We start from the raw sequence: 20,521 nt of genomic DNA, 5'->3' as shown, positions 1-20,521 counted from the left end.
TACGTCGTTTTCCGACGGTGCAGCAATCTTCATCCCACAGATAAGTGAGGCTCGAATGAAGCTTTTTCAACGCGTGCTCGAACCGTTGGTCTCGGTAATGGGACTGGTCGGCATCATCTGCGTAACGCTCATGATGTTGCACATTACGACCGATGTAATTTTACGGTTTGTTTTCAATTCGCCGATCAGAGGTACGATCACCATCGTTTCCCATTATTACATGGTGATACTTGGCTTTTGTTCGCTGGCGGTGGCTGAATCGCGCGATGCCCATGTTTCTGTCGAAGTCTTCACCGAGCTGATGCCGCGCAATGTTCAAAGCGGGCTGGCTGCGATGGCCGCGTTTCTGGCTGCGATTGTATTCGGGTTCGTCACGGTTCGTACCTGGATAGAAGCTATTCACAAAATGGAAATTAGCGCGGCAATCCAGCAAGGGTCGCTGACCATCCCTGTGTGGCCAAGTTATTTCGCGCTGCCTTTGGGCTGCGGATTGATGGCTGTAACCGCGCTTTGGCGTGCGCAAGCAATTGCCAGAGGCGCACAATCTACTTTTGGCCCTGACATGAATGGCGAATTGCCAGCGGAGGAGCTTGCAAATGGATGATATCGGTATTGGTCTCAGCGGTCTGGGGCTTTTGTTTGTCCTGATTGCCTTGCGCGTTCCTATCGGCGTTGCTTTGATCGGGGTAAGCTTTGGCGGGCTTTATGTTCTTTTGGGCTGGAGGGTTGCCTGGGGCGCGCTTGCGGTCATGCCCTATCAGTTTTCCGCAAACTGGGTGCTTAGCTCGGTCCCCATGTTCTTGCTCCTTGGGTTTATTTGTTATCATGCTGAGCTGACCCAAGGGATGTTCAGGGCCGCAAGGGTATGGACGTCTGCGCTCCCCGGTGGGCTTGCCATCGCGGCGGTCTTTGGTTCCGCAGGTTTTGCGGCAGTATGCGGGTCGTCGGTTGCTTGCGCCGCGGCAATGGGGCGTATTGCCGTGCCCGAGATGATGCGCGCGCGCTACAATGCCGAACTTGCGACAGGCACAGTTGCCGTCGCGGGCACCATCGGAGCCTTGATCCCGCCTTCGATCATTTTGATTTTGTATGGGGTCATCGCACAGGTATCAGTGCCGCAGTTGTTTCTGGGCGGCATCACAGCGGGGGTGATCTCGGCGATTGGTTACTGCGTGGTAATTCTGGTTCGTGTCAAAATTAATCCGGCTATGGCACCCGTAGGGGTTCGCGCCTCATGGGCAGAGCGCCTTTCGGCGCTCAAAGATACCTGGCCGATTGTCGTGGTCATGATCGGGATTTTTGGTGGGCTTTTCTCTGGTGCTTTCACCCCGACAGAGGCTGGCGCGATTGGCGCGTTCCTTTCATGCCTGGTGGGGCTGGCCCGCAGAACACTGAATTGGCGTCGCTTCCGGCTTGCCGTTGAGGAAACGATGATCACGACTGCTGCCTTGATCGTCATCGGCGTTGGCGCGACATTGCTGACAAGATTTCTGACCCTATCAGGTGCCGGAGATTACCTGTCAGACTCCATCATCGGATTGTCCGCCAATCCGGCCATGATCCTCTTTGGCATCATACTGGTCTATCTCATTCTTGGTATGTTTCTCGAGCCGATTGGCGCGATGCTGCTGACGATGCCGATTGTTCTGCCGATCGTGCAGGACGCCGATTGGTCACTGCTTTGGTTCGGGATCGTGCTCACCAAACTCCTGGAAATCGGGATGGTGACGCCGCCCATCGGGATGAACATTTTTGTCATCAAGGGTGTCGTCGGGAACATCGCCACAACAACCCAAATTTTCCGTGGCGTGATGTGGTTTATCCTCATGGACCTGGTGGTGCTGGCGGTGCTGGCAATCTGGCCTGAGATCACATTGTTCTTGCCCGAAATCATGAAGTGAGACGCACCGAGTTTCCTCGCAACACTTATTGTGTCGCCTCACTTTGTGAACGAGGCGGCGTTATAACTAACAGACTATTCGCGCAGTTAACTTAATTAACTACTTGACTAATTAATGTTGTGATGAGATGCCTGCAGTGAATGAATTTAACTGTCGGTTTAGGCGGCGGTGAACTGGGCGCGAAGCAAGCGGCAGGCGGCGAGCCAGCTGAACTTTAGAGAAGGAAACCCTCAATGGCTGAAGCATATATCATTGACGCTTGCCGCACCCCTCGCGGTGTTGGGAAGGTCGGGAAGGGCGCGCTCGCGCACCTGCATCCTCAACACTTGGGGGCCACTGTCCTAGCCGCGCTGCGGGATCGCAACGATCTGAACACAGCTGATGTGGATGACATTATTTGGGGTACGAGTACGCAAAAAGACAAGCAGGGCGGCGACCTTGGTCGCATGGCGGCGCTGGATGCGGGCTATGACGTCAAAGCGTCAGGCGTCACGCTTGACCGTTTCTGCGGCTCCGGGATCACCACGGTTTCGCTGGCTGCAGCCCAGATCATGTCAGGGATGGAGGATGTCGTCATCGCGGGCGGCACCGAAATGATGAGCTATACCGGGCAGATCGCTGACCCGAAGAAACCCTTTATGATGGACGCGGGCAACCTGAGCCTGCGCGCAAAGCACCCGCAGACCCAGCAGGGTTGCAGTGCAGACGCCATCGCGACGATTGAAGGCATTGATCGCGCTGCAGCAGATCAGCTGGCCGTGACGAGCCAAGAACGCGCTGCCAAAGCCATCGCCGAAGGGCGTTTCGACGGTTCTATCGTACCAGTGCGCGACCCCGAGACCGGCGAACTGGTTTTGGACAAGGAAGAATTCCCGCGCCCCGGCACCACGCTTGACTCTCTCTCAACCCTCAACACGGTTTTCGACAAGTTCATGGAGTTCCCGATTGACGACAAGGGGACGACCTACGGCGACATGATTTATGCGCGCTATCCTGAGTTGAAGGGCAAAATGCAGCACATTCACCATGCGGGGAATTCCTCTGGCGTTGTGGATGGCGCGGCGGCCCTTTTGCTGGCGTCCGAAGGCTATGTGAAAAAGACAGGCATGAAGCCGCGCGCGCGCATCGTGGCGACGGCGAACATTGGCGACGATCCGACGTTGATGTTGAACGCTCCTGTTCCGGCAGCGCGCAAGGTTCTGGAGAAAGCGGGTCTGACTACTGACGATATCGACGTTTATGAAATCAACGAAGCCTTTGCCGTGGTTGCGGAAAAGTTCATTCGGGATCTCAAGCTCGACCGTTCCAAGGTGAACATCAACGGCGGCGCGATGGCGCTCGGTCATCCTATCGGTGCGACCGGTTCCATTCTGATCGGTACTGCCTTGGATGAACTAGAGCGTTCTGGTGGTCGGTATGGCCTGATCACGATGTGTGCGGCCGGTGGCATGGCCCCCGCAATCATCATCGAGCGGGTGTAAGCCTTTATGCATGCAGAGGGCTGGTCATGATCGCCCTCTGCAAATTTTTGCTCCCTCGAAACGAGACGACCCCAAGAAGAAACCTAGAATGACCCCACCCTTAAGTATCGACTTGAGCCAAAACAGAGCGCTCGTCACAGGAGCATCGAGCGGCCTGGGCGCCCATTTCGCCTCTGTCCTTGCGGTGCAAGGGGCTGACCTGGTTCTCGCAGCACGACGCACAGACAAGCTGGAGGAGGTCGCAGCGCCATTGCGTGCGATGGGGCGCGATGTCCACGTTGTTCAAATGGATGTGGGCTCTCCCGAAGTGGTTCTGGCGGCGTTTGCGGATATGCCACCCTGTGACATCGTTATTAACAATTCGGGTATCGGTCAGAATTCTTGGCTTGCCGATATGGATGAAGACGAGTGGCAGCAGTTGATAGATGTCAACCTGAGCGGGGTCTGGCGTGTGTCCAAACAGGCTGTCGCAATGTTTCGCAAAGAGAAGACAGCCGGGGCCATTGTTAACATTGCGTCAATTACAGCATCGCGAACTGCGCTCAAATCAGGGGCGTATGCGGTAACCAAGGCCGGTGTTATTCATATGACCAAATCGCTTGCGATTGAGGTCGCGCTTGACGGCATTCGAGTCAATGCATTGGCACCGGGCTATTTCCAGACAGAGTTGAACGCGGATTTTCTGGGATCCGAAGCGGGGGACCGCATGGCTGCGCGCATTCCGCAACGCAGGTTTGGGGCTATGGAGGAATTGAATCTTCCATTGCTCATGCTGGCGGCCAGACAGAACAGCTACATGACCGGCGCGACCATAACCGTGGATGGCGGTCATAGCATCAACGCCCTTTGAGATAAATTACGGAGAACGCGAATGAAACTTGATAACTCAATCTCGGCAGTCATCACTGGGGGTGCCTCCGGACTGGGGCTTGCCACAGCGCGTGCGTTGGCTTCACATGGAGTCAAGGTGGCCTTGTTTGACCTGAACGAGGAAGCCGGCGAAGCAATTGCATCTGAATTGGGCGGCGTGTTTTGCAAGGTGAACGTGGCGGACGAAGCCAGCGTCGACGCTGGCTTTGAAAAGGCGCGGGCGGCAAACGGGCAGGAACGTATTCTCGTTAATTGCGCGGGCATCGGGAATGCGATCAAGACCGCTGGGCGGGATCGCAAAACTGGTGGTATTTCCCAGTTCCCGATCTCCGAATATCGCAAGATTATTGAGGTCAACCAGATCGGCACCTTCATCTGCACCGTGAAGGCCGCCGCGGGTATGATGACCCTCGACCCGGAGGACGGAGAGCGTGGCGCGATCATCTCGACCGCTTCCGTTGCGGCAGAGGACGGTCAGGTCGGCCAAGTCGCATATTCGGCGTCGAAAGCCGCGATTGTTGGTATGACTTTGCCAATCGCCCGTGACCTTTCGGCGGAGCATATTCGCGTTAATACAATCCTGCCCGGTCTCTTCGAGACGCCGCTTTTGATGAGCCTGCCCGAAAACGTTCGGCAATCCTTGGGGGCGATGGTGCCCAACCCTGCTCGCCTTGGTAAGCCGGAAGAATATGCCTCTCTGGCTCTCGAAATGGTGCGCAATCCCTACCTGAACGGCGAAGACATTCGCTTGGATGGTGCTATCAGGATGGCACCACGCTGATTGGCCGCTGAGACGTTGGGGGAGGGGGCGGTCCCTTCTGCCACATCACGGCACTGCAAAAGTCGACGTGGGAACCTGACTGCGCCGCGGGAAAATGGAGAATGGAATGACTGACGTAAAAACCAAGGATGCCAAGGATATCTGGGCGCGCGATTTCAACTATATCACGGTCAAACGTGACGGCCATGTCCTTGAAATTACGATTGATCGCGCGGATCGCTATAACGCCCTCCACGGCGGGGCGCATCAGGAATTGCACGATATCTTTGATGGATACGAGCAGGACCCGGATCTGTGGGTCGCCATCATCACCGGGGCCGGGGACAAAGCTTTTTGCTCGGGCAACGATCTGAAAGCCACAAGCGAAGGGCAGAATATTGAACCCGCCGGCAGCGGCTTTGGCGGTCTCACTGATCGCTGGGGCCGGGAAAAGCCGGTTATCGCGGCGGTGAATGGCGTGGCAATGGGCGGTGGATGCGAGATCGTTCTGGCATCCGATATTGCCGTGGCGGATGCCCATGCGAAATTCGCGCTGCCCGAGGTGAAGGTTGGCCTGTTCGCAGCTGCGGGTGGCGTGCAACGTCTCACGCGCCAGATTGGTCGTAAAGCCGCGATGGAGCTGATCCTGACAGGCCGTGCGATTACAGCCGACCGTGCCTGTGAACTAGGCATCATTAACCGCGTTGCAGGTGAGGGTGAAACGGCGATGGATATCGCACGTGAAATCGCCAAGGAAATCACGCTGGTATCGCCGACTGCCGTCAGGGCGTCAAAGCGGGTGCTCAACGCCCTTGAAGAAGACATCGAGCGGCTGCCCGAAGCCTTCGCAGGCAACACGGTTGAATTTGACGTCGTGCTGAAATCGAACGACGGTAAAGAGGGCGTCAAAGCCTTTGTCGAAAAACGCGCGCCGAACTGGACGAATAGCTAAGCCGTTTGTGCCACCGATGCCCAGACCCATCAAAGCAACGAGGGATGTCCCATGATCAAAAGACGTATTTTTGAAGAAGAGCACGATATGTTTCGCGACAGTGTTCGCAAATGGATCGCGGCCGAGGTTGCCCCCCATGCTGAAAGCTGGCGTCAGAACAAACACGTTAGCAAGGAAGCTTGGAAATCCGCTGGGGACAACGGTTTTCTGGCGATGTTTGCCGATGAAAAATACGGCGGCATGGGCCTTGATGATTTCCGCTTTGACATGGTTCTCAACGAAGAACTGGGCAAGGTGGAGAGCTCTTTCTTTATCACGCTGCACAACCGCATCGTGGCACCCTATCTGCAAAAGTTCGGCACCGACGATCAGCGCGACCGGTACATGCCGGGGATCGTTTCGGGCGACACCATTCTTGCGATCGGCATGACCGAACCGGGATGCGGCTCGGATCTTGCGGCGATCAAAACCCGCGCCGAAAGGCAGGGGAACCATTGGGTCATCAACGGATCAAAAACCTACATCTCAAACGGTCAGATTGCTGGCCTCTACCTGATCGCCGCGAAAACGGACCCCGATAATCCGCGCTCTATCGGGCTGTTCTGGGTTCAAGAAGGGGCAGAAGGCTTCTCCAAGGGTCAGAACCTCAAGAAGATGGGGCTGCAAGCGCAGGATACGTCCGAGCTGTTCTTTGATAACGTCAAGGTGCCGGCATCGGATCTGGTTGGCGATGGGACAGATGGCTTCAAATTGATGATGACCAATCTGGCCGAAGAACGGCTGGTGGGGGCGGACGGCTATCTCGCCCGTGCGGAACGCGCTTTCGAGATCACGATGGAGTTCATCAAAGAGCGCAAAGCCTTCGGAAAACCGGTCGGCACCTTCCAGAACAGCCGCTTTGTCATGGCTGATGCGCGCACCAAACTCGATGTCGGCTGGGCCTACCTCGATCATTGTGCGATGGCCCATATAGATGGGGAATGCACAGCCGAAATGGCGGCGCAGGCCAAGTTGTTCACATCGGAGATCGAAGGCGAAATCATTGATGCCTGCCTGCAATTGCACGGCGGTGCTGGATATATGGAAGAGTATGAAATCTCTCGGCTTTATGTCGATGCGCGGATCAGCCGTATCTATGCTGGCACGTCCGAGATCATGCGTGAAATCATCGGTCGCGGCCTTGGGCTGGATGATCGTCAAAAAGGCTGAGGGTTAGTTATGTCGGGACCGCTGAAAGGCCTGGAAGTCATCGAAATGGCCGGGATCGGTCCCGGCCCTTTGGCGGGGCAGTTGCTGGCCGATCTGGGTGCGGATGTGATCGTCATCGACCGCGCCGAAGCGCCAGCTGACAAAACCGATGTCAACCGGCGCGGCAAGCGGTCCGTCTTTTTGGATCTGAAATCTGAAGAGGGGCGCAGTACCGCGCAGGCGCTGATCAATCGGGCTGGTATCGTCATCGAAGGTTTCCGGCCCGGCGTGATGGAACGGTTGGGGCTCGGGCCAGATGACCTTGACGAGACGGTGATTTTTGGCCGGATCACGGGCTGGGGGCAGGACGGTCCGCTTAGCCAATCGGCGGGTCATGACATCAATTACCTGGGCCTGACGGGTGCTTTGGCTGCAATGGGCACGGTTGATAACCCGCCGCCGCCGCCTTTGAATCTGGTCGCGGACTATGGCGGGGGCACGATGTTTCTGCTGCTTGGCATCCTTGCCGCCGTGTTCGAGCGGCAGACATCCGGCAAAGGTCAGGTGGTCGATGCAGCAATGGTCGATGGCGTAAGCGCGATGATGGGGCTTTTCCACACCTTCAAAGCGCGCGGCGCGTGGAGCGAAAACCGCGCGTCCAACCTGCTGGACGGGGGTGCGCCTTTCTATCGCTGCTACCGGACCAAGGATGATCTGTTCATGTCCGTCGGCCCGCTAGAGCCGCAGTTCTTTGCCCTGCTGCTGGAGAAGGCCGGGCTGCCCGCCGAGCATAGTGCCGATCAGAACGACCCTTCAAACTGGGCCGAGCGTGCCGAGCTTTACGCACAGGCTTTCGCGAGCAAGACACAGGCGGAGTGGTCCGGCATCTTTAGTGGCACCGATGCCTGTGTGGCCCCCGTGCTGAGCATGGATGAAGCGGCATCCCATCCTCATATGGCCGCGCGTCAAACGCTGGTCGAGGTGGATGGCGTTTTGCAGGCCGCTCCCGCGCCGCGTTTCTCGCGTAGCAAACCGACAGGGATCAATACGCCGAAGGCAATGGGCGGGGACACTGCGGCGATCCGCCGAGCGCTGCATGAGGCTCCGAAGTCCGAATGAACATCGCGGCGGGAAACTCTTGCCGCATGGAGGCTGCACATGTTTGATCTGACAGGAAAAGTCGCGTTGATCACCGGCGGCAACAGCGGAATTGGACTGGGCATGGCCGAGGGGCTTGCCAAATGCGGCTGCGATATTGCCATTTGGGGCAGAAGTGCTGACAAGAACGCTCAAGCGGTTGAAACGCTGTCGACCCATGGCACAAAGATCAGCGCATACATCTGCGATGTGACCAGTTCAGAGGCCGTGAATGACACATTCGCCGCCACTCTGAAACACCATGGTCGCGTCGATGGCTGCTTTGCCAATGCCGGATTTTCCACGCCCAGTTCGGGCTTTGACCAATCCGAGGATGCGCATTGGCAGCAAATGATCGATATCAACCTTAATGGTGCCTATTATGTCCTCCGCGCCGCGGCAGCTCATATGCGGGAGCGGGCCGAAGGCGGGGACAGGTTCGGACGTTTGGTCGGCACCTCCAGTATCGGTGCCTTGAACGGCATGCCCCGCAATCAGCATTATGCGGCTGCCAAGGGCGCATTGATCTCGATGATCCGATCGCTGGCGGTGGAATATGCCCGATACGGTGTGACCGCCCACAGCATTCTGCCGGGGTTTGTCGAAACACCGCTGACGGACGAAAGCTTTGCCTCGCAGGCGTTCGTCGACAAGGTGCTGCCCAGAATTCCTGCAAGGCGTCTGGGGCAGGGATCGGACTTCAGCGCGATTGCGGCCTATATCATGAGCGATGCCAGCGCATGGCATACCGGTCAGGATTTCATCATAGACGGCGGGTATATGGTGTTCTGAGCTGGCGTCATGGGCGTAAAGAACAACGAATAGAATTCGATCTACATCAAAAGCCCAAACCGGTGCCGTAATGGCATATCTGTGGATCGGCCAATTCGACCGCATTGCCGGTAGCATAAAGACAGAACGACGGGATTTTGGGATATGGGGGCGCGTATGGATACGGTAACAAAGGGTGCAATGGATTTCGAGCCGGAAGCGCTTGCCGATTTCCTTGCTGAAACTTTCGGAGGCAAGGCTCCGGTCACGATCGAGCGGATTGCGGGCGGGCAATCGAACCCGACGTATTTTGTCACCCGCGGGGACGTACGGCTGGTCTTGCGCAAACAACCGGGCGGCCCGATTTTGCGCGGGGCCCATGCCATTGATCGCGAGTACCGCGTGCTCGAGGCGCTGCACCCCCAAGGCGTCCCGGTGGCGCGTCCGATCCTGTATCATGCGGACCCTGATCTTTTGGGCACCCCGTTTTATCTGATGGAGCGGATCGAAGGGCGGGTTTTTGCGGATGGTGCCTTGGCGGCGGCAGACCAAGACGAGCGCCATGCCTTGTGGATGGGTTTGGCCGACGCGATGGCCGCCATGCACAACGTCCGCCCCGAAGCGGTAGGGCTGGAGGATTTTGGCAAACCTGGAAATTACTTTGCCCGGCAAATCGCGCGCTGGTCACGACAGTGGGAAGAAAGCCAGAGCGACCCGATCCCGGAGCTGGATGAATTGTCGGCCTGGCTTGTCGAACATCAACCGCAGGATGACGGACGGGTGAGCCTCGCCCACGGGGACTACCGGATGGGGAACGTCATTTTTCATCCGACCGAACCGCGTGTGGCCGCCATTCTGGATTGGGAGCTTTCTACGCTGGGGCATCCGCTTGCCGATCTCGGCTATTGCTGCATGGCCTGGCACACGGCACCCGAAGAATACGGCGGACTCCTTGGGCTGGACCTCGCGGCAGAAAACCTGCCGACCGAAGAGGCATTCGTGGAGCGCTACATGTCACACTGCCCCGACCTGCCACCGCTGACCTCGTTTCACAAGGCTTTCGCGTTGTTCCGGTTTTCGGTCATCTGGGTGGGCATCGCCGACCGCGTGCGTGCGGGCAATGCGGCGGGCGCGGACGGTGCGGACCCCGTACATCTTGCCAGATGTTTCGCGAGACGTGGTTTGGAAGTGATCGAGCGCGGCTGACGAGAACTCCATTAGGGGGCTGATGGCTAGCCCCCAATCTTAACGAGACATCTCGAACCTGACCGCAATTTGACTGCGGCGCTTTCGGTGGCGGGGACTTCGTGCGCTTTGACATCTTTGACACGTATCAACGCACTCGGGTCGGAAAACCCGTGTTATGCTATCTACATTGCTTGCAAGGATCACTCCATCTCAAGCATCCATGTGACTGTGGCTGCGAAATGCGCCAGCGTTGATGCGTCGCTCCAAGTGGCGTGGGCGCGGCTCGTGTCACCCAGCCTTGTCTCACGCGCGCTGAGCACTCCGCCCAAATAGGATTCCAGAAATATAAATCGTTGATTTTGTATGGTCCGGCTTTGCGACGGCATCAGCATACGCAGATGTTCCAGGCAACGCTGATAGCCTGAGTTCCAGCGGCCCTCTAGGGCGTCATCGAAGAGGGCCCTGTGGGACATGGTGAGCATGTGGAGAAAGCGGTTGTATGTGTCCGTTTCACCATCTGCTGCTAAATTGACAGAAGGATAGATAAGAATATCCACGATCTGCGAAATCCGCGTGGGGCCGCCGTCAGCTTCCAGAGCATCAAGCTGGGCGTTTCGGCGTGCGTCGATGATCTTGGCACCGTCCACGATAAGCTCGCGGATCAGCGCCTCTTTCGAGCCGAAGTGATACCCCACAGCGGCGGGGTTCTTTTGGCCAGCAGCTTTGGCGATGTCACGCACTGTAACGCCATCAATGCCCCGATTGGCAAAGAGGCGCTGTGCCTCGCCCTTGAGCCGTTCAACCGATGGGCTGGGCACCTTTGAAGACAGTCTGGTCATATCACGATCCTCTAGAGCACAGAAAATTATGGGTTGCAATAATTCAAATGATTAATACAAATGAATTATGATGAATCAAGCAAACACGGAAACGATCCCGGTCGACCTGCAAGCGCTCACAGCGTGGATGGACGATATCGGGTTGGAACGCGGCCCGCTGAGCAATCTGCAGCTTCTTGCAGGCGGGACGCAGAACATCTTGCTGCGCTTTGACCGGGGCGGCAGAGAGTTCGTGCTGCGCAGGCCGCCGCTGCATCTGCGCAAGAATTCCAATGAGACGATGAAGCGCGAGGCGCGTATTCTGGAGGCGCTCAGCGCGACTGACGTGCCGCACCCCAGGTTCATCGCAGGTTGTGACGATGAAGCCGTGCTTGGTGCCTGCTTTTATCTTATGGCTCCGGTTGAGGGCTTTAATCCTGCAAACGGATTGCCGCAGCTTCACGCCAGCGACCCGGCGATCCGCGCGCGCATGGGGTATTCCTATATCGAAGGGATGGCCGCACTCGGGGCGGTTGACTACAAGGCGGTAGGCTTGGAAGGATTTGGCAAGCCCGACGGGTTTCTGCAACGGCAGACAGGCCGGTGGATGAGCCAGCTGGAAGGCTACGCCGCTTTCGACGAATGGACTGGCTTCCAAGAACTGCCCGATGTCGAAAGGATTGTCTCTTGGCTTGAGGATAATCTCCCGCAAGATTTTACGAGCGGAATTTTTCATGGTGACTGCCATTTGGCAAACACGATGTTTGCCCCTGACAGTCCCGAGCTCGTCGCCTTTGTCGATTGGGAGCTGGCCAAGATTGGCGATCCCTTGATCGACCTTGGCTGGGTCATGGCCACTTGGGCTGATGAACATACGCCCGTGGTGGGCGATATCGAACCCTGGGATGGATTCCCGAGCCTCAATGAACTCATCGCACATTACGACAGGCATTCGACACGCAGTCTGGATGCGGTCGCCTGGTATGGGGTGCTCGCCTGTTTCAAGCTGGGGACACTCCTGGAGGGGACCCATGCACGCGCCAGTGCGGCAAGGCACCAAAGGAAACCGGCGATCACCTGCATGCGATGACGATTTCATTGTTCAATCGCGCCCACCGATTGATCACGAAGAACTGAGAAGGAAACTGTTATGAATGATTTGGACTTTTCGGGAAAGCGGGTGCTGGTCGTCGGCGGTTCTAGCGGGATCGGGAATGGCATTGCCCGCGGCTTTCGCGCGCGCGGGGCAGAGGTGCATGTCTGGGGCACACGCGCCTCGGCAGCGGATTACGCGGGCCAAGAAGGCTCTGATCTGGAAGGGCTGCATTACGCGCAGGTCAATGTGGCGGACTTCGACGAGTTTAACGCTTATGCGCCGCCCTTCGACAGTCTGGATGTGCTCGTCCAGTCTCAGGGCTTTGTCCGGTACAAGCAGGCGGAATATGCCAAGAAGGGCTGGGACGAGGTGATGGATATCAACATCAACTCGGTCATGCATACGGCGACCAAGTTCAAGCAAATGCTCAGCGCGGCCAAAGGCTCCATCGTGATTGTCAGTTCGGTCTCTGGCTTGCAGGCGAATATCGGCAACCCCGCCTATGCCGCCTCCAAGGCTGCGGCAATCAGCCTTACCAAAACGCTCGGCCAGTCCTGGGCGCGTGACGGGATCAGGGTGAACGGACTGGCCCCCGGACTGGTACCAACCAAGCTGACTGCCGTCACCACACAGAACAAGGATCGCGCGGAGGCATCTTTGCGCGCAATCCCGGTGCGCCGCTTGGGCACGCCGGAAGAAATGGCCGGTGCCGCCATGTTCCTTGCCTCGCCGCTCGCGTCCTATGTGCAGGGCCACACTCTCATCGCTGATGGCGGTCTCACGCTGTAACGCGCAGCCCATAACAATTTAGGACACCCAAATCATGTTCTTTGATTACACCGAAAAAACACAAAACCTGATCGACAAGCTGCAAGCCTTTGTCGACGCCAATATCCTTCCTGTGGATCGCGAGGTCCATGCATGAAACGCCGATCCGGCCAATCGCAGGAAGCCTTGGCCCGGCTTGGAACCTCTTAAGGAAAAGGCCAACGCGGCTGGCCTATGGAACCTGTTCCTGCCCAAGGAATATGGCGAATACAGCCCCGGCCTGACAAACCTGGAGTATGCGCCGCTGGCAGAGATCATGGGCCGAAATATGTGGTCTGCCGAAGTCTTCAACTGCTCCGCGCCTGACACCGGCAATATGGAAGTCTTTGCCAAGTTCGGCACCGCCGCCCAGAAAAAGGAATGGCTGCTGCCGTTGCTCGCGGGGGAAATTCGGTCTGCATATCTGATGACCGAACCCGATCATGCCTGCTCTAATGCGACGAATGTCCGCACTGAAATCCGCAGTGACGGCAACGACTATGTCATCAACGGCAAGAAATGGTGGATTTCAGGCGTCATGGACCCGCGCTGCAAGGTCCTGCTGATGATGGGCCAGACCAATCCGGAAAACCCGCGCCACACGCAGCAATCAACCGTTATCATTCCGCGTGACGCGCCGGGTGTTAAGGTGATCCGCGCCCAGACAGTATTCGGCGATGTCCATTCGCCCGGCGGGCATTGCGAAGTGCATCTGAAGGATGTGCGCATCCCCAAAGAGAACATCATTCTTGGCGAGGGGCGGGGCTTTGAAATCGCACAGGGCCGCCTTGGGCCTGGCCGCATTCATCACTGCATGCCCTCCATCGGATCGGCGCAGCGTGCCTTGGAACTGATGTGTCAGCGCGTGACAGAGCGCAAGACCTTTGGCCGGATGCTTGCGGATCGTTCCAGCATCCGGATGGAAATCGCAAAGAGCTATTGCGACATCGAACAGGCGCGCCTGCTCACGTTGAAAGCAGCGGATGCGATTGACCGTCACGGGGCCAGGAACGCCAAGGATTTGATCGGCGCGATCAAAGTCGTGGCCCCGCAAATGGCACAAACCGTGGCGGATCGCGCGATTCAGATCTTCGGCGGCATGGGTGTGAGCGATGACGTGCCCTTGGCAGAAATCCTCGCCACACAACGATTTATCCGCCTTGCAGATGGTCCCGACGAAGTGCACGCATCCCAGCTCGGCAAGTTCAAGATCGCTCAATACGCAAAACCCGGTGCCGGTTGGAATAACATCTCTGAAACTTGACTGCTACGATTGTGAGTATGGTATTGCAGCTCTGCCCGTCCGCGCAGGGCGTCGGTCCTGCAAGGCCCTGACCCTAAGGGATTTCGCAGGGACTACCAACCTCCACCACCACCTCCGCCGCCGCCCGATCCGGCAGAACTGTTGCTATCGTCTGCACCGCTATGGAGCGATGCAGCAACAGCTTCTGCGAAACGTGATAGTCCGCTGATTGCGTCGTCATCATCGCCTACAAACCAGCTTGGTGCATAACTGGGTCCTGTGAGTGACTGGCCTGATATTAAATGAGCTCTGAACGCCTCGCGCCAAGGCTTTTCGATACCGAGAGCGATCGCGCTTGGCAGTAGGGTTTCGAAATGCGCTGGCGATAATTCCGGTGCGTCGCGGATGTTCATGCGGTCCATCTCTCCTACCGTGAGATAGAGGTGCAGCCCCGTGATGTGATCCCTTATCTTTGCCCCTGCACGTGTGGTTGATCCGATCAGCACAAGGAAGATCTGGTTGAACGTCACGCCACCCCAGACGACCAACAAAGCCTGAAACGCGATATTCATTCCTGTGTCTTCGTAGAGCATGGCGCAAAACAATAGCGCCCCGAAGACCCACATGCCCGCAAGGATGGCCAATCCCAAAAAATTCAGGAGCCGCTTCATCCAAGAGTACGGATTCCTGCGTGATTTCAGCAGCTTCCAGATGCCTGCATTAAGGAATAGGGGCGCGAGACTGGAAAAGAATACGAGCTTCATGGCCGTCTCATTTAGATCAATAGCCACGAGCCAGGCGAAGGCAGCGGCACCCGATATGATGATGCCCAGATGGAACAGAATTTTGTTCTGACGGTAAAAGCGCCCGTCGTTTTCAGCCTCGACGCCAATTTCGAAGTTGAGCAAAACTGCTTCGATATCATCTTCGTGTAGTGAGGCCAGGGACATCTCACCTTCATGCGCATGAAGCATGTCCAGGATAGCTATATGACCGGCAGGCAGCCCGTCTGATATGGGCAAGTCGGTCCGCCTGATGGTGACCAGATGATCAAGGCCGTCCAGAACAACGTAGCCCTTCACAGCGAGATCCAGAACCGTGGCAGTAAGCGCCGTTTTCCCTTCATCCCGCAAGGTTCCATCAACGATATAGCTCATCAATGCTGGCGAAATCCCCATTGGAAGATCCCACCGAGGGACGATTGTCCCTGCCTTGGGATCGCGCCCGAACCAAAGCCACGTAAACATCATATAAGCAAAAACGGCCGCAAAGCCGTAGATCAAGACGACCCATCCCAGATTGTCCCGCCACCACCAGTCTGACAGTTGCGCGGTGGTTGGAGGTGCAACAGCGCCCTTGGGGAACTGTACCATGATCGTCAGCCCTTCGAATGGATCAAGAGCGTGGGTGGTTTCAAACGTGGCACGGCGCCCGGATACTGTCGCGACCGCATCGGCCAACTTGCTGCCGCGGGAACCGGTAAAGGCTATCGGTTCAAAAGGCTGTGCGCCGCTCGACAGGATGACATGCGCAGATGCACTCAGGATCGGGAAACTCCACTCGTCGCCAGTGACGTTCCAGCGCAATCTGTCGCTCGCGTCTCCGAAGATAATCTGTCGGTCGGTCAAATAGCGGATCTGGTAGATGTGGTTGCCGGTCGAAACGAGCTGAAACTGATCACCGGTGCGAATCTTGGTGCCCAGATCGGTGTCAGTTGCCTCCCATGGTTCATCCTCCCCGCTGCGTGTGACCGAAAGGATCTCGAAGCTTACCTTGTATCGCGTGCCGTCCGGCGTAGTGACATATTGCGGGAAGTCGCGATAAATCCCGTGCTGGATATCTGTTCCATCGGCATTCACTTTGATCGTCTCGGTCACATCAAGCACACCATCCTCCCGCACGAGGATATCGGCGTTGAAAGATCGGATCACGTCGCCAGCTTGCGCCCCGTAGGCCCAGATAGAAAGTAATACAGCGGCAAGGACGCGCGCGATGTGTTTGGTCACAGCGTCAATATCCAACCGTTGGGAGTCTGCGATCCGCGGGCTCTTCGATCTCGAAGAAAGCACTTTGTTCGAAGCCGAAGCTTTTGGCGACCAGATTGGAGGGGAAGCTTTCGACCTTGATATTCAGATCTCGCGCCGCGCCATTGTAGTAGCGTCGGGCCATTTGGATCTCACTCTCGACAGTATCAAGGTTAGCTGCCAGATCGCGGAAGTTATTGCTTGCCTTTAAGTCCGGATAGGCTTCGGCCAAGGCAAACAGCTTTCCGATGGCCTGCCCCACCACGTTTTCGGCGCGTGCACGTTTTTGCACATCAGAAGGGTTCAGGATGGCCGCCGAATTACGGGCTGCAACGATCTCGTCAAAGGTGGCGCGTTCGTGCGCGGCGTATCCTTTTACGGTTTCGATCAGGTTGGGGATCAGATCTGCGCGTCGTTTCAACTGGACATCGATACCGGACCACCCCTCTCGAACGCGCTGACGGGCGCGCACAAGCGCGTTGTACAAAGAAATGAGCAAGACACCAGCAATCGCAACTACGGTAATAATAATCAGAAGCGTATTCAAAGGGTGGTTCCTATTCCAAGTGGAGCATTCAGGGTTGGGGCCAGTGGATCAGAACCGGCAATCGGGCAGGGCAGTCGCGTCAAAATCCCCTTCCACGGGCTCGTCGAAACTGGCGTCAATTCTGATCGGGTCGAAAGGGGCATAGTCTTGGGTGTCGGGGGCAAGCCGGACGACGTAGTGACAACTCGATCTGACGATGGTCGAACCCTCATTGGTTTCCATCTCTACAACGACGGGCACCGCCGAGACCTCTGTACCGACACCAGCGCTGGTGAATCCCAGTTCGAAGCGCAGCTTAATGCTGCGGATATCCTGAAATTTGTTGCGAAACGCATTGTAATCAGCGGCAAGCTGGTTCGCATCTTTTTCGGGAGTGCCTTTAAGGGTGTAACTGAAAGCGCGTGCCAGCTGCCCCGTGCCGATTGCGTTGTAGTAAGACTGGACGAGATCAAGCGCTGTTGATCTATTGTCGTAATACGTTGATGCGGCGGTCAGGTGTAGCGCGGGTTCCTTAGCTTGTGCCTGGGTGTACGGCAGCACCGCGCATAACCCTGCGCAAAGCAGTGGGCGGAACGCTTTTCGGATATGCATGGGAGCACCTTCTGAAGAAAATGTTTTCAGACGAGATGTTTATAAGTTGTTCGTTTGTCCACAATGGGCAAAAATTTTTAGCCCAGATATGAGTTGAGAGCGGCGCGGTCGATGCTGTTGTGCGCCCCTCTGAAAAGCGAAACTAGATAGATCATGATCCAGACTGCCGATACCGCACCTTCTTATGACGCAGCACAGCTTATTGCGCGCCCGATGTTCTGGGAGGCGCTGAAGGGAGAGGCAAGCGATCTGTTGAAGGTCCACGCCGTTGCTCCAGAGGTTGTGCATTACCTCGCCGATATACGGCACTGGATCTTGATCCATATGGCGATTGCCTTGCATTTCGAACGCAAGATTGACCCGGCCGCGCCGCCCTTAACGCCGAAAAAGCTTCTGACCGAACTGGCTGGCACAGGAATCGCCAGTCGCAATACTGTGCAGTCCTTCTTGCGAGAACTTTTGCGAATTAAGCTGACAGAACCGCCAAAAACCGGGACTTTGCGTCAGCATGCGACTGAAGTCTCCGCAAAAAGCGAAAAGCTTATGTTTGTCTACATCGACATCCACCTTCGCGCGCTCGATATGGTTGATGGGGGCGGGCGTAGTGCACTCTTTAACCGGAACCCGACGCTTTTACATAAGCTTCAACCCGCTTTCGCCCGAAAAATTTGTTTGAATCCTGCGTGGTACAATCCGCCGGCAATGGTCAACTGCTTTACCAATAGCGTCTCCGGCAGCAGCATCTTGCATGAAATGGTGCTGTCCACCCAATCCAACGAGCCGGATGGGGATGGCCGGTTCTGGCTCGGCACCGTGTCGACAGCGGGTTTGGCCGCACGCTACCACGTATCCGACGCTCATATTTCGCGCATACTGATAAAGGCACAGCAGGTCGGCGGTATCGGCTGGGAAAACGAAAGGCGACGCGGGGCGTGCTGGCTGTCAACGACACTGCGCGACGCTTATCTTTTGTGGCAGGCCGAAAAACTGGCTGCGTTATCGAGCGCGTTTAATCGGTGCGTCAGCGCAACCGCATAGGGGCAACTTTAAATCGCTCGATGACACTTAGCTGCATTGAGCCAGAAGTATGAGAGCTGGTGGCGTGTTTATATGCAAGGAAAGTTCAAGCCTTCTGCCAAGTTGTTAGGTTATGGGGAGCAACTGCGACTACCAGAGATGAACCCTCTTCGATTCCGAACAGCGGGGAAACCGAAGATACGAAGCCACCTTAGAGATGGGGCGCTACGTACCTCACAGCTGCGCCAGATAATTTCGCCAGTCCCCAAGCTGAGTGATGTCTGTACCATCTCCGACGGCTTCGGCCTCACAAATGAACCCTTTTACCTGCCGCCCGTCGGACAGATCGACAGTGCCGATACCAAGAGGGGCGGGAATGGCTTCCAGAAAGCCGCCGACCTTTTCAAAGGGAAGGGACCACAGTTCTACCGCAATGGAAGCACCTGATCCGGGGGTGCCTTTCACCAAGCCCGGCCTTGCAGGAGGGTCGCCGGCGAGCGCGTAGAAACGATAGCTGTCGGTCGTCGTCGCTGCGCCGTGATAGGTCGCGCCCCGCTGGGTCAATTGATGGTTCAACGGCAGCCCGTCCATATGGGCACCGCACACCGCGAGGATCAGACCGTCGGTCGCCGCAGCTTCAAGCGTGGGCGTGCCGTTGAATGGCCAACCCGTTGCGCCCAGGTTCCGCTTCCCTGCGGCCTCCAGTGCAAGACCTGAGGCGGCGATATCTGCATCTTTGCCCGCGGCTGCCAGCAATGTGACGCTGCCCGGACGGCCATCACTGCGCGCCGGCACGGGCACGGCGATACCGCACATATCCAGCAGGTTGACGAAGTTCGTATAGGTGCCGAAGTTCGAGTTCGGTCCGATGGGGTCAGCTTCTAGCTCGGCGACAGTGTGGAAGGTCGGGATGGTTGGCACGCAGAGCATATCCAAGCCCTCCAACGCGGTTTCAGCAATGCGCGACAGCTCTTTCAGACGGTACATGCCGCGAAACGCATCTGCGGCAGAAAGCGCTTCGGCCTTGCAAATGACCTGGCGCGTGACAGGCAGGATCGCCTCTGGGTCTGTATGCAAAAGATCTTCAATGACCGTATAACGCTCCGCGACCCACGCCCCTTCATAAAGCATATCAGCCACATCATAGAGCGGCGTGAAATCAATCTCGCGTATCTCGGCCCCTTGGCCGCGTAGCAGGTCCACCGCTGCGTTGAACGAAGCCTCTTGGACGGCGTCACCCGAAAAGCGGATGCTGTCACGGCTCGGAATGCCGATCACAGGGGCGGATTTTGGCGCAGCGAGGGGAGGGGCCGAGATGTGTCGTGCATAGGCATCGGCGGCATCATAGGCGCAGGCGACAGTGAAAGCCGTATAGGCGTCGGCGACGGTAAGTGCGAAGATCGAGACCGTCTCGACCGACCGGCACGCGGGCACGACACCAGTTGCAGATAAGGCACCGAGGGTTGGTTTCAGGCCTATAATATTGTTCAGCGCTGCTGGCACCCGCCCGGACCCTGCGGTATCGGTGCCAAGCGAGAAGGCGACAATACCATGGCCTACCGCCACGCCCGAGCCGCCTGAGGACCCACCGGGCACAATTTCAGGATCGATAGAATTGCGCGGCGCGCCATAAGGGGTGCGGACGCCCACAAGCCCTGTCGCAAATTGGTCAAGGTTGGTTTTCCCGATGAAAATTGCCCCCGCCTCGCGCAGTTTGGCGACGACGAAGGCGTCTTGCGTGGGGGTATAGGCATAGGCAGGGCATGCGGCGGTTGTCTCGTACCCCGCGACATCGATGTTGTCTTTCACCGCAAAAGGGACCCCCCACAGCGGTTTGGCAGGGTCGTATGGGCCAAGAGCCGCCGCCGCCGCTTGGGCGTCAGCCTCGCTTGCCATGGATAGAAAGATGCATGGGTCGTCCACTTCACGCAGTCGGGTATAGACTTGGGCGATGATTTGTTCAGGCGACACACCGCGCGCATAGGCCGCGTGAAGGTCTGGGATGGTCATCGCAATATCGGTCATAGGAGGCTCTTTTGTAGTTGCACTGGGGTCATCGTTGCGGGCCGTACCGCTGACGTGTCTCAGTCGTCCTCTGTTGCGCTGCGGAATTCAAATGCTAAGAATTCA

At 57.1% G+C, this 20,521-nt stretch carries 19 protein-coding genes; 14 read left to right on the top strand and 5 right to left on the bottom strand.

Annotated elements, in window-relative coordinates:
* Positions 1-55: 55 nt before the first annotated feature.
* The 10 genes from IV89_RS01170 to IV89_RS01125 all read left to right on the top strand — a co-directional run bounded on the left by IV89_RS01170 (position 56) and on the right by IV89_RS01125 (position 10,266).
* The gene (locus IV89_RS01170; protein ID WP_005848320.1) at positions 56-604 is read left to right on the top strand and encodes a TRAP transporter small permease; all 549 of its coding nucleotides are present in this window, start codon (positions 56-58) and stop codon (positions 602-604) included.
* On the top strand, positions 597-1,901 hold the full coding sequence (locus tag IV89_RS01165) for a TRAP transporter large permease (protein ID WP_005848322.1): 1,305 nt from the start codon (positions 597-599) through the stop codon (positions 1,899-1,901). The genes IV89_RS01170 and IV89_RS01165 overlap by 8 nt, the downstream gene beginning before the upstream one ends.
* A 233-nt stretch (positions 1,902-2,134) precedes the next feature.
* The gene (locus IV89_RS01160) at positions 2,135-3,382 is read left to right on the top strand and encodes an acetyl-CoA C-acetyltransferase (RefSeq protein WP_037942181.1); all 1,248 of its coding nucleotides are present in this window, start codon (positions 2,135-2,137) and stop codon (positions 3,380-3,382) included.
* A gap of 88 nt (positions 3,383-3,470) precedes the next feature.
* Positions 3,471-4,232: an SDR family oxidoreductase gene (locus IV89_RS01155; protein WP_037942180.1), complete on the top strand. Its 762-nt coding sequence runs from the start codon at positions 3,471-3,473 to the stop codon at positions 4,230-4,232.
* A 21-nt stretch (positions 4,233-4,253) separates the two neighbouring features.
* Entirely contained in the window at positions 4,254-5,033 is a 780-nt protein-coding gene (locus tag IV89_RS01150) for an SDR family NAD(P)-dependent oxidoreductase (protein WP_037942179.1), read from the top strand.
* Positions 5,034-5,139: 106 nt separating this feature from the next.
* Positions 5,140-5,964 carry an enoyl-CoA hydratase-related protein gene (locus IV89_RS01145; RefSeq protein ID WP_051843860.1) on the top strand — a complete coding sequence of 275 codons (825 nt, stop codon included), beginning with the start codon at positions 5,140-5,142 and terminating at the stop codon, positions 5,962-5,964.
* Positions 5,965-6,015: 51 nt separating this feature from the next.
* A complete protein-coding gene (locus IV89_RS01140; protein ID WP_005848330.1) occupies positions 6,016-7,173 on the top strand; it encodes an acyl-CoA dehydrogenase family protein in 1,158 nt (385 codons plus the stop codon).
* A gap of 9 nt (positions 7,174-7,182) precedes the next feature.
* Positions 7,183-8,271: a CaiB/BaiF CoA-transferase family protein gene (locus tag IV89_RS01135; protein ID WP_037942178.1), complete on the top strand. Its 1,089-nt coding sequence runs from the start codon at positions 7,183-7,185 to the stop codon at positions 8,269-8,271.
* A 39-nt stretch (positions 8,272-8,310) separates the two neighbouring features.
* On the top strand, positions 8,311-9,081 hold the full coding sequence (locus IV89_RS01130) for an SDR family NAD(P)-dependent oxidoreductase (RefSeq protein ID WP_081858748.1): 771 nt from the start codon (positions 8,311-8,313) through the stop codon (positions 9,079-9,081).
* 156 nt (positions 9,082-9,237) lie between these two features.
* Positions 9,238-10,266 (top strand): phosphotransferase family protein, encoded by a 1,029-nt coding sequence (locus IV89_RS01125; protein ID WP_037942260.1) that lies wholly within the window; start codon positions 9,238-9,240, stop codon positions 10,264-10,266.
* 182 nt (positions 10,267-10,448) lie between these two features.
* On the opposite strand, the gene IV89_RS01120 is transcribed toward IV89_RS01125, so the two are convergent.
* Positions 10,449-11,087 carry a TetR/AcrR family transcriptional regulator gene (locus IV89_RS01120; protein WP_037942176.1) on the bottom strand — a complete coding sequence of 213 codons (639 nt, stop codon included), beginning with the start codon at positions 11,085-11,087 and terminating at the stop codon, positions 10,449-10,451.
* A 127-nt stretch (positions 11,088-11,214) separates the two neighbouring features.
* Here IV89_RS01120 and IV89_RS01115 point away from each other — a divergent pair, with 127 nt between their 5' ends.
* The 3 genes from IV89_RS01115 to IV89_RS01105 all read left to right on the top strand — a co-directional run bounded on the left by IV89_RS01115 (position 11,215) and on the right by IV89_RS01105 (position 14,233).
* Entirely contained in the window at positions 11,215-12,156 is a 942-nt protein-coding gene (locus IV89_RS01115) for a phosphotransferase family protein (protein ID WP_200875463.1), read from the top strand.
* Between the two features lie 60 nt (positions 12,157-12,216).
* Positions 12,217-12,951, top strand: coding sequence for an SDR family oxidoreductase (locus tag IV89_RS01110; protein WP_037942173.1), 735 nt, complete (start codon positions 12,217-12,219; stop codon positions 12,949-12,951).
* Between the two features lie 175 nt (positions 12,952-13,126).
* Positions 13,127-14,233, top strand: coding sequence for an acyl-CoA dehydrogenase family protein (locus IV89_RS01105; RefSeq protein ID WP_235183709.1), 1,107 nt, complete (start codon positions 13,127-13,129; stop codon positions 14,231-14,233).
* A 92-nt stretch (positions 14,234-14,325) separates the two neighbouring features.
* On the opposite strand, the gene IV89_RS01100 is transcribed toward IV89_RS01105, so the two are convergent.
* The 3 genes from IV89_RS01100 to IV89_RS01090 are packed head-to-tail and all read right to left on the bottom strand — an operon-like array spanning position 14,326 to position 17,374.
* Positions 14,326-16,218, bottom strand: a complete 1,893-nt coding sequence (locus IV89_RS01100; RefSeq protein ID WP_160171648.1) for a DUF2207 domain-containing protein — start codon at positions 16,216-16,218, stop codon at positions 14,326-14,328.
* Between the two features lie 4 nt (positions 16,219-16,222).
* The gene (locus tag IV89_RS01095; RefSeq protein WP_037942170.1) at positions 16,223-16,783 is read right to left on the bottom strand and encodes a LemA family protein; all 561 of its coding nucleotides are present in this window, start codon (positions 16,781-16,783) and stop codon (positions 16,223-16,225) included.
* A 48-nt stretch (positions 16,784-16,831) separates the two neighbouring features.
* The gene (locus tag IV89_RS01090) at positions 16,832-17,374 is read right to left on the bottom strand and encodes a hypothetical protein (protein ID WP_037942169.1); all 543 of its coding nucleotides are present in this window, start codon (positions 17,372-17,374) and stop codon (positions 16,832-16,834) included.
* Between the two features lie 153 nt (positions 17,375-17,527).
* Between IV89_RS01090 and IV89_RS01085 the strand changes: the two genes are divergently transcribed.
* A complete protein-coding gene (locus IV89_RS01085) occupies positions 17,528-18,412 on the top strand; it encodes a hypothetical protein (protein WP_051843857.1) in 885 nt (294 codons plus the stop codon).
* Positions 18,413-18,625: 213 nt separating this feature from the next.
* Here the strand turns inward: IV89_RS01085 and atzF are convergent, their stop codons facing one another.
* Entirely contained in the window at positions 18,626-20,416 is a 1,791-nt protein-coding gene (gene atzF, locus IV89_RS01080) for an allophanate hydrolase (protein WP_037942168.1), read from the bottom strand.
* Positions 20,417-20,521 lie beyond the last annotated feature (105 nt).

The sequence above is a fragment of the Sulfitobacter sp. CB2047 genome (assembly GCF_000735125.2).
In the GTDB taxonomy this organism is placed as follows: Bacteria; Pseudomonadota; Alphaproteobacteria; order Rhodobacterales; family Rhodobacteraceae; genus Sulfitobacter; species Sulfitobacter pontiacus.
The sequence above is the reverse complement of the archived record's forward strand: the minus strand, read 5'-3'. Positions and strand labels throughout refer to the sequence as shown.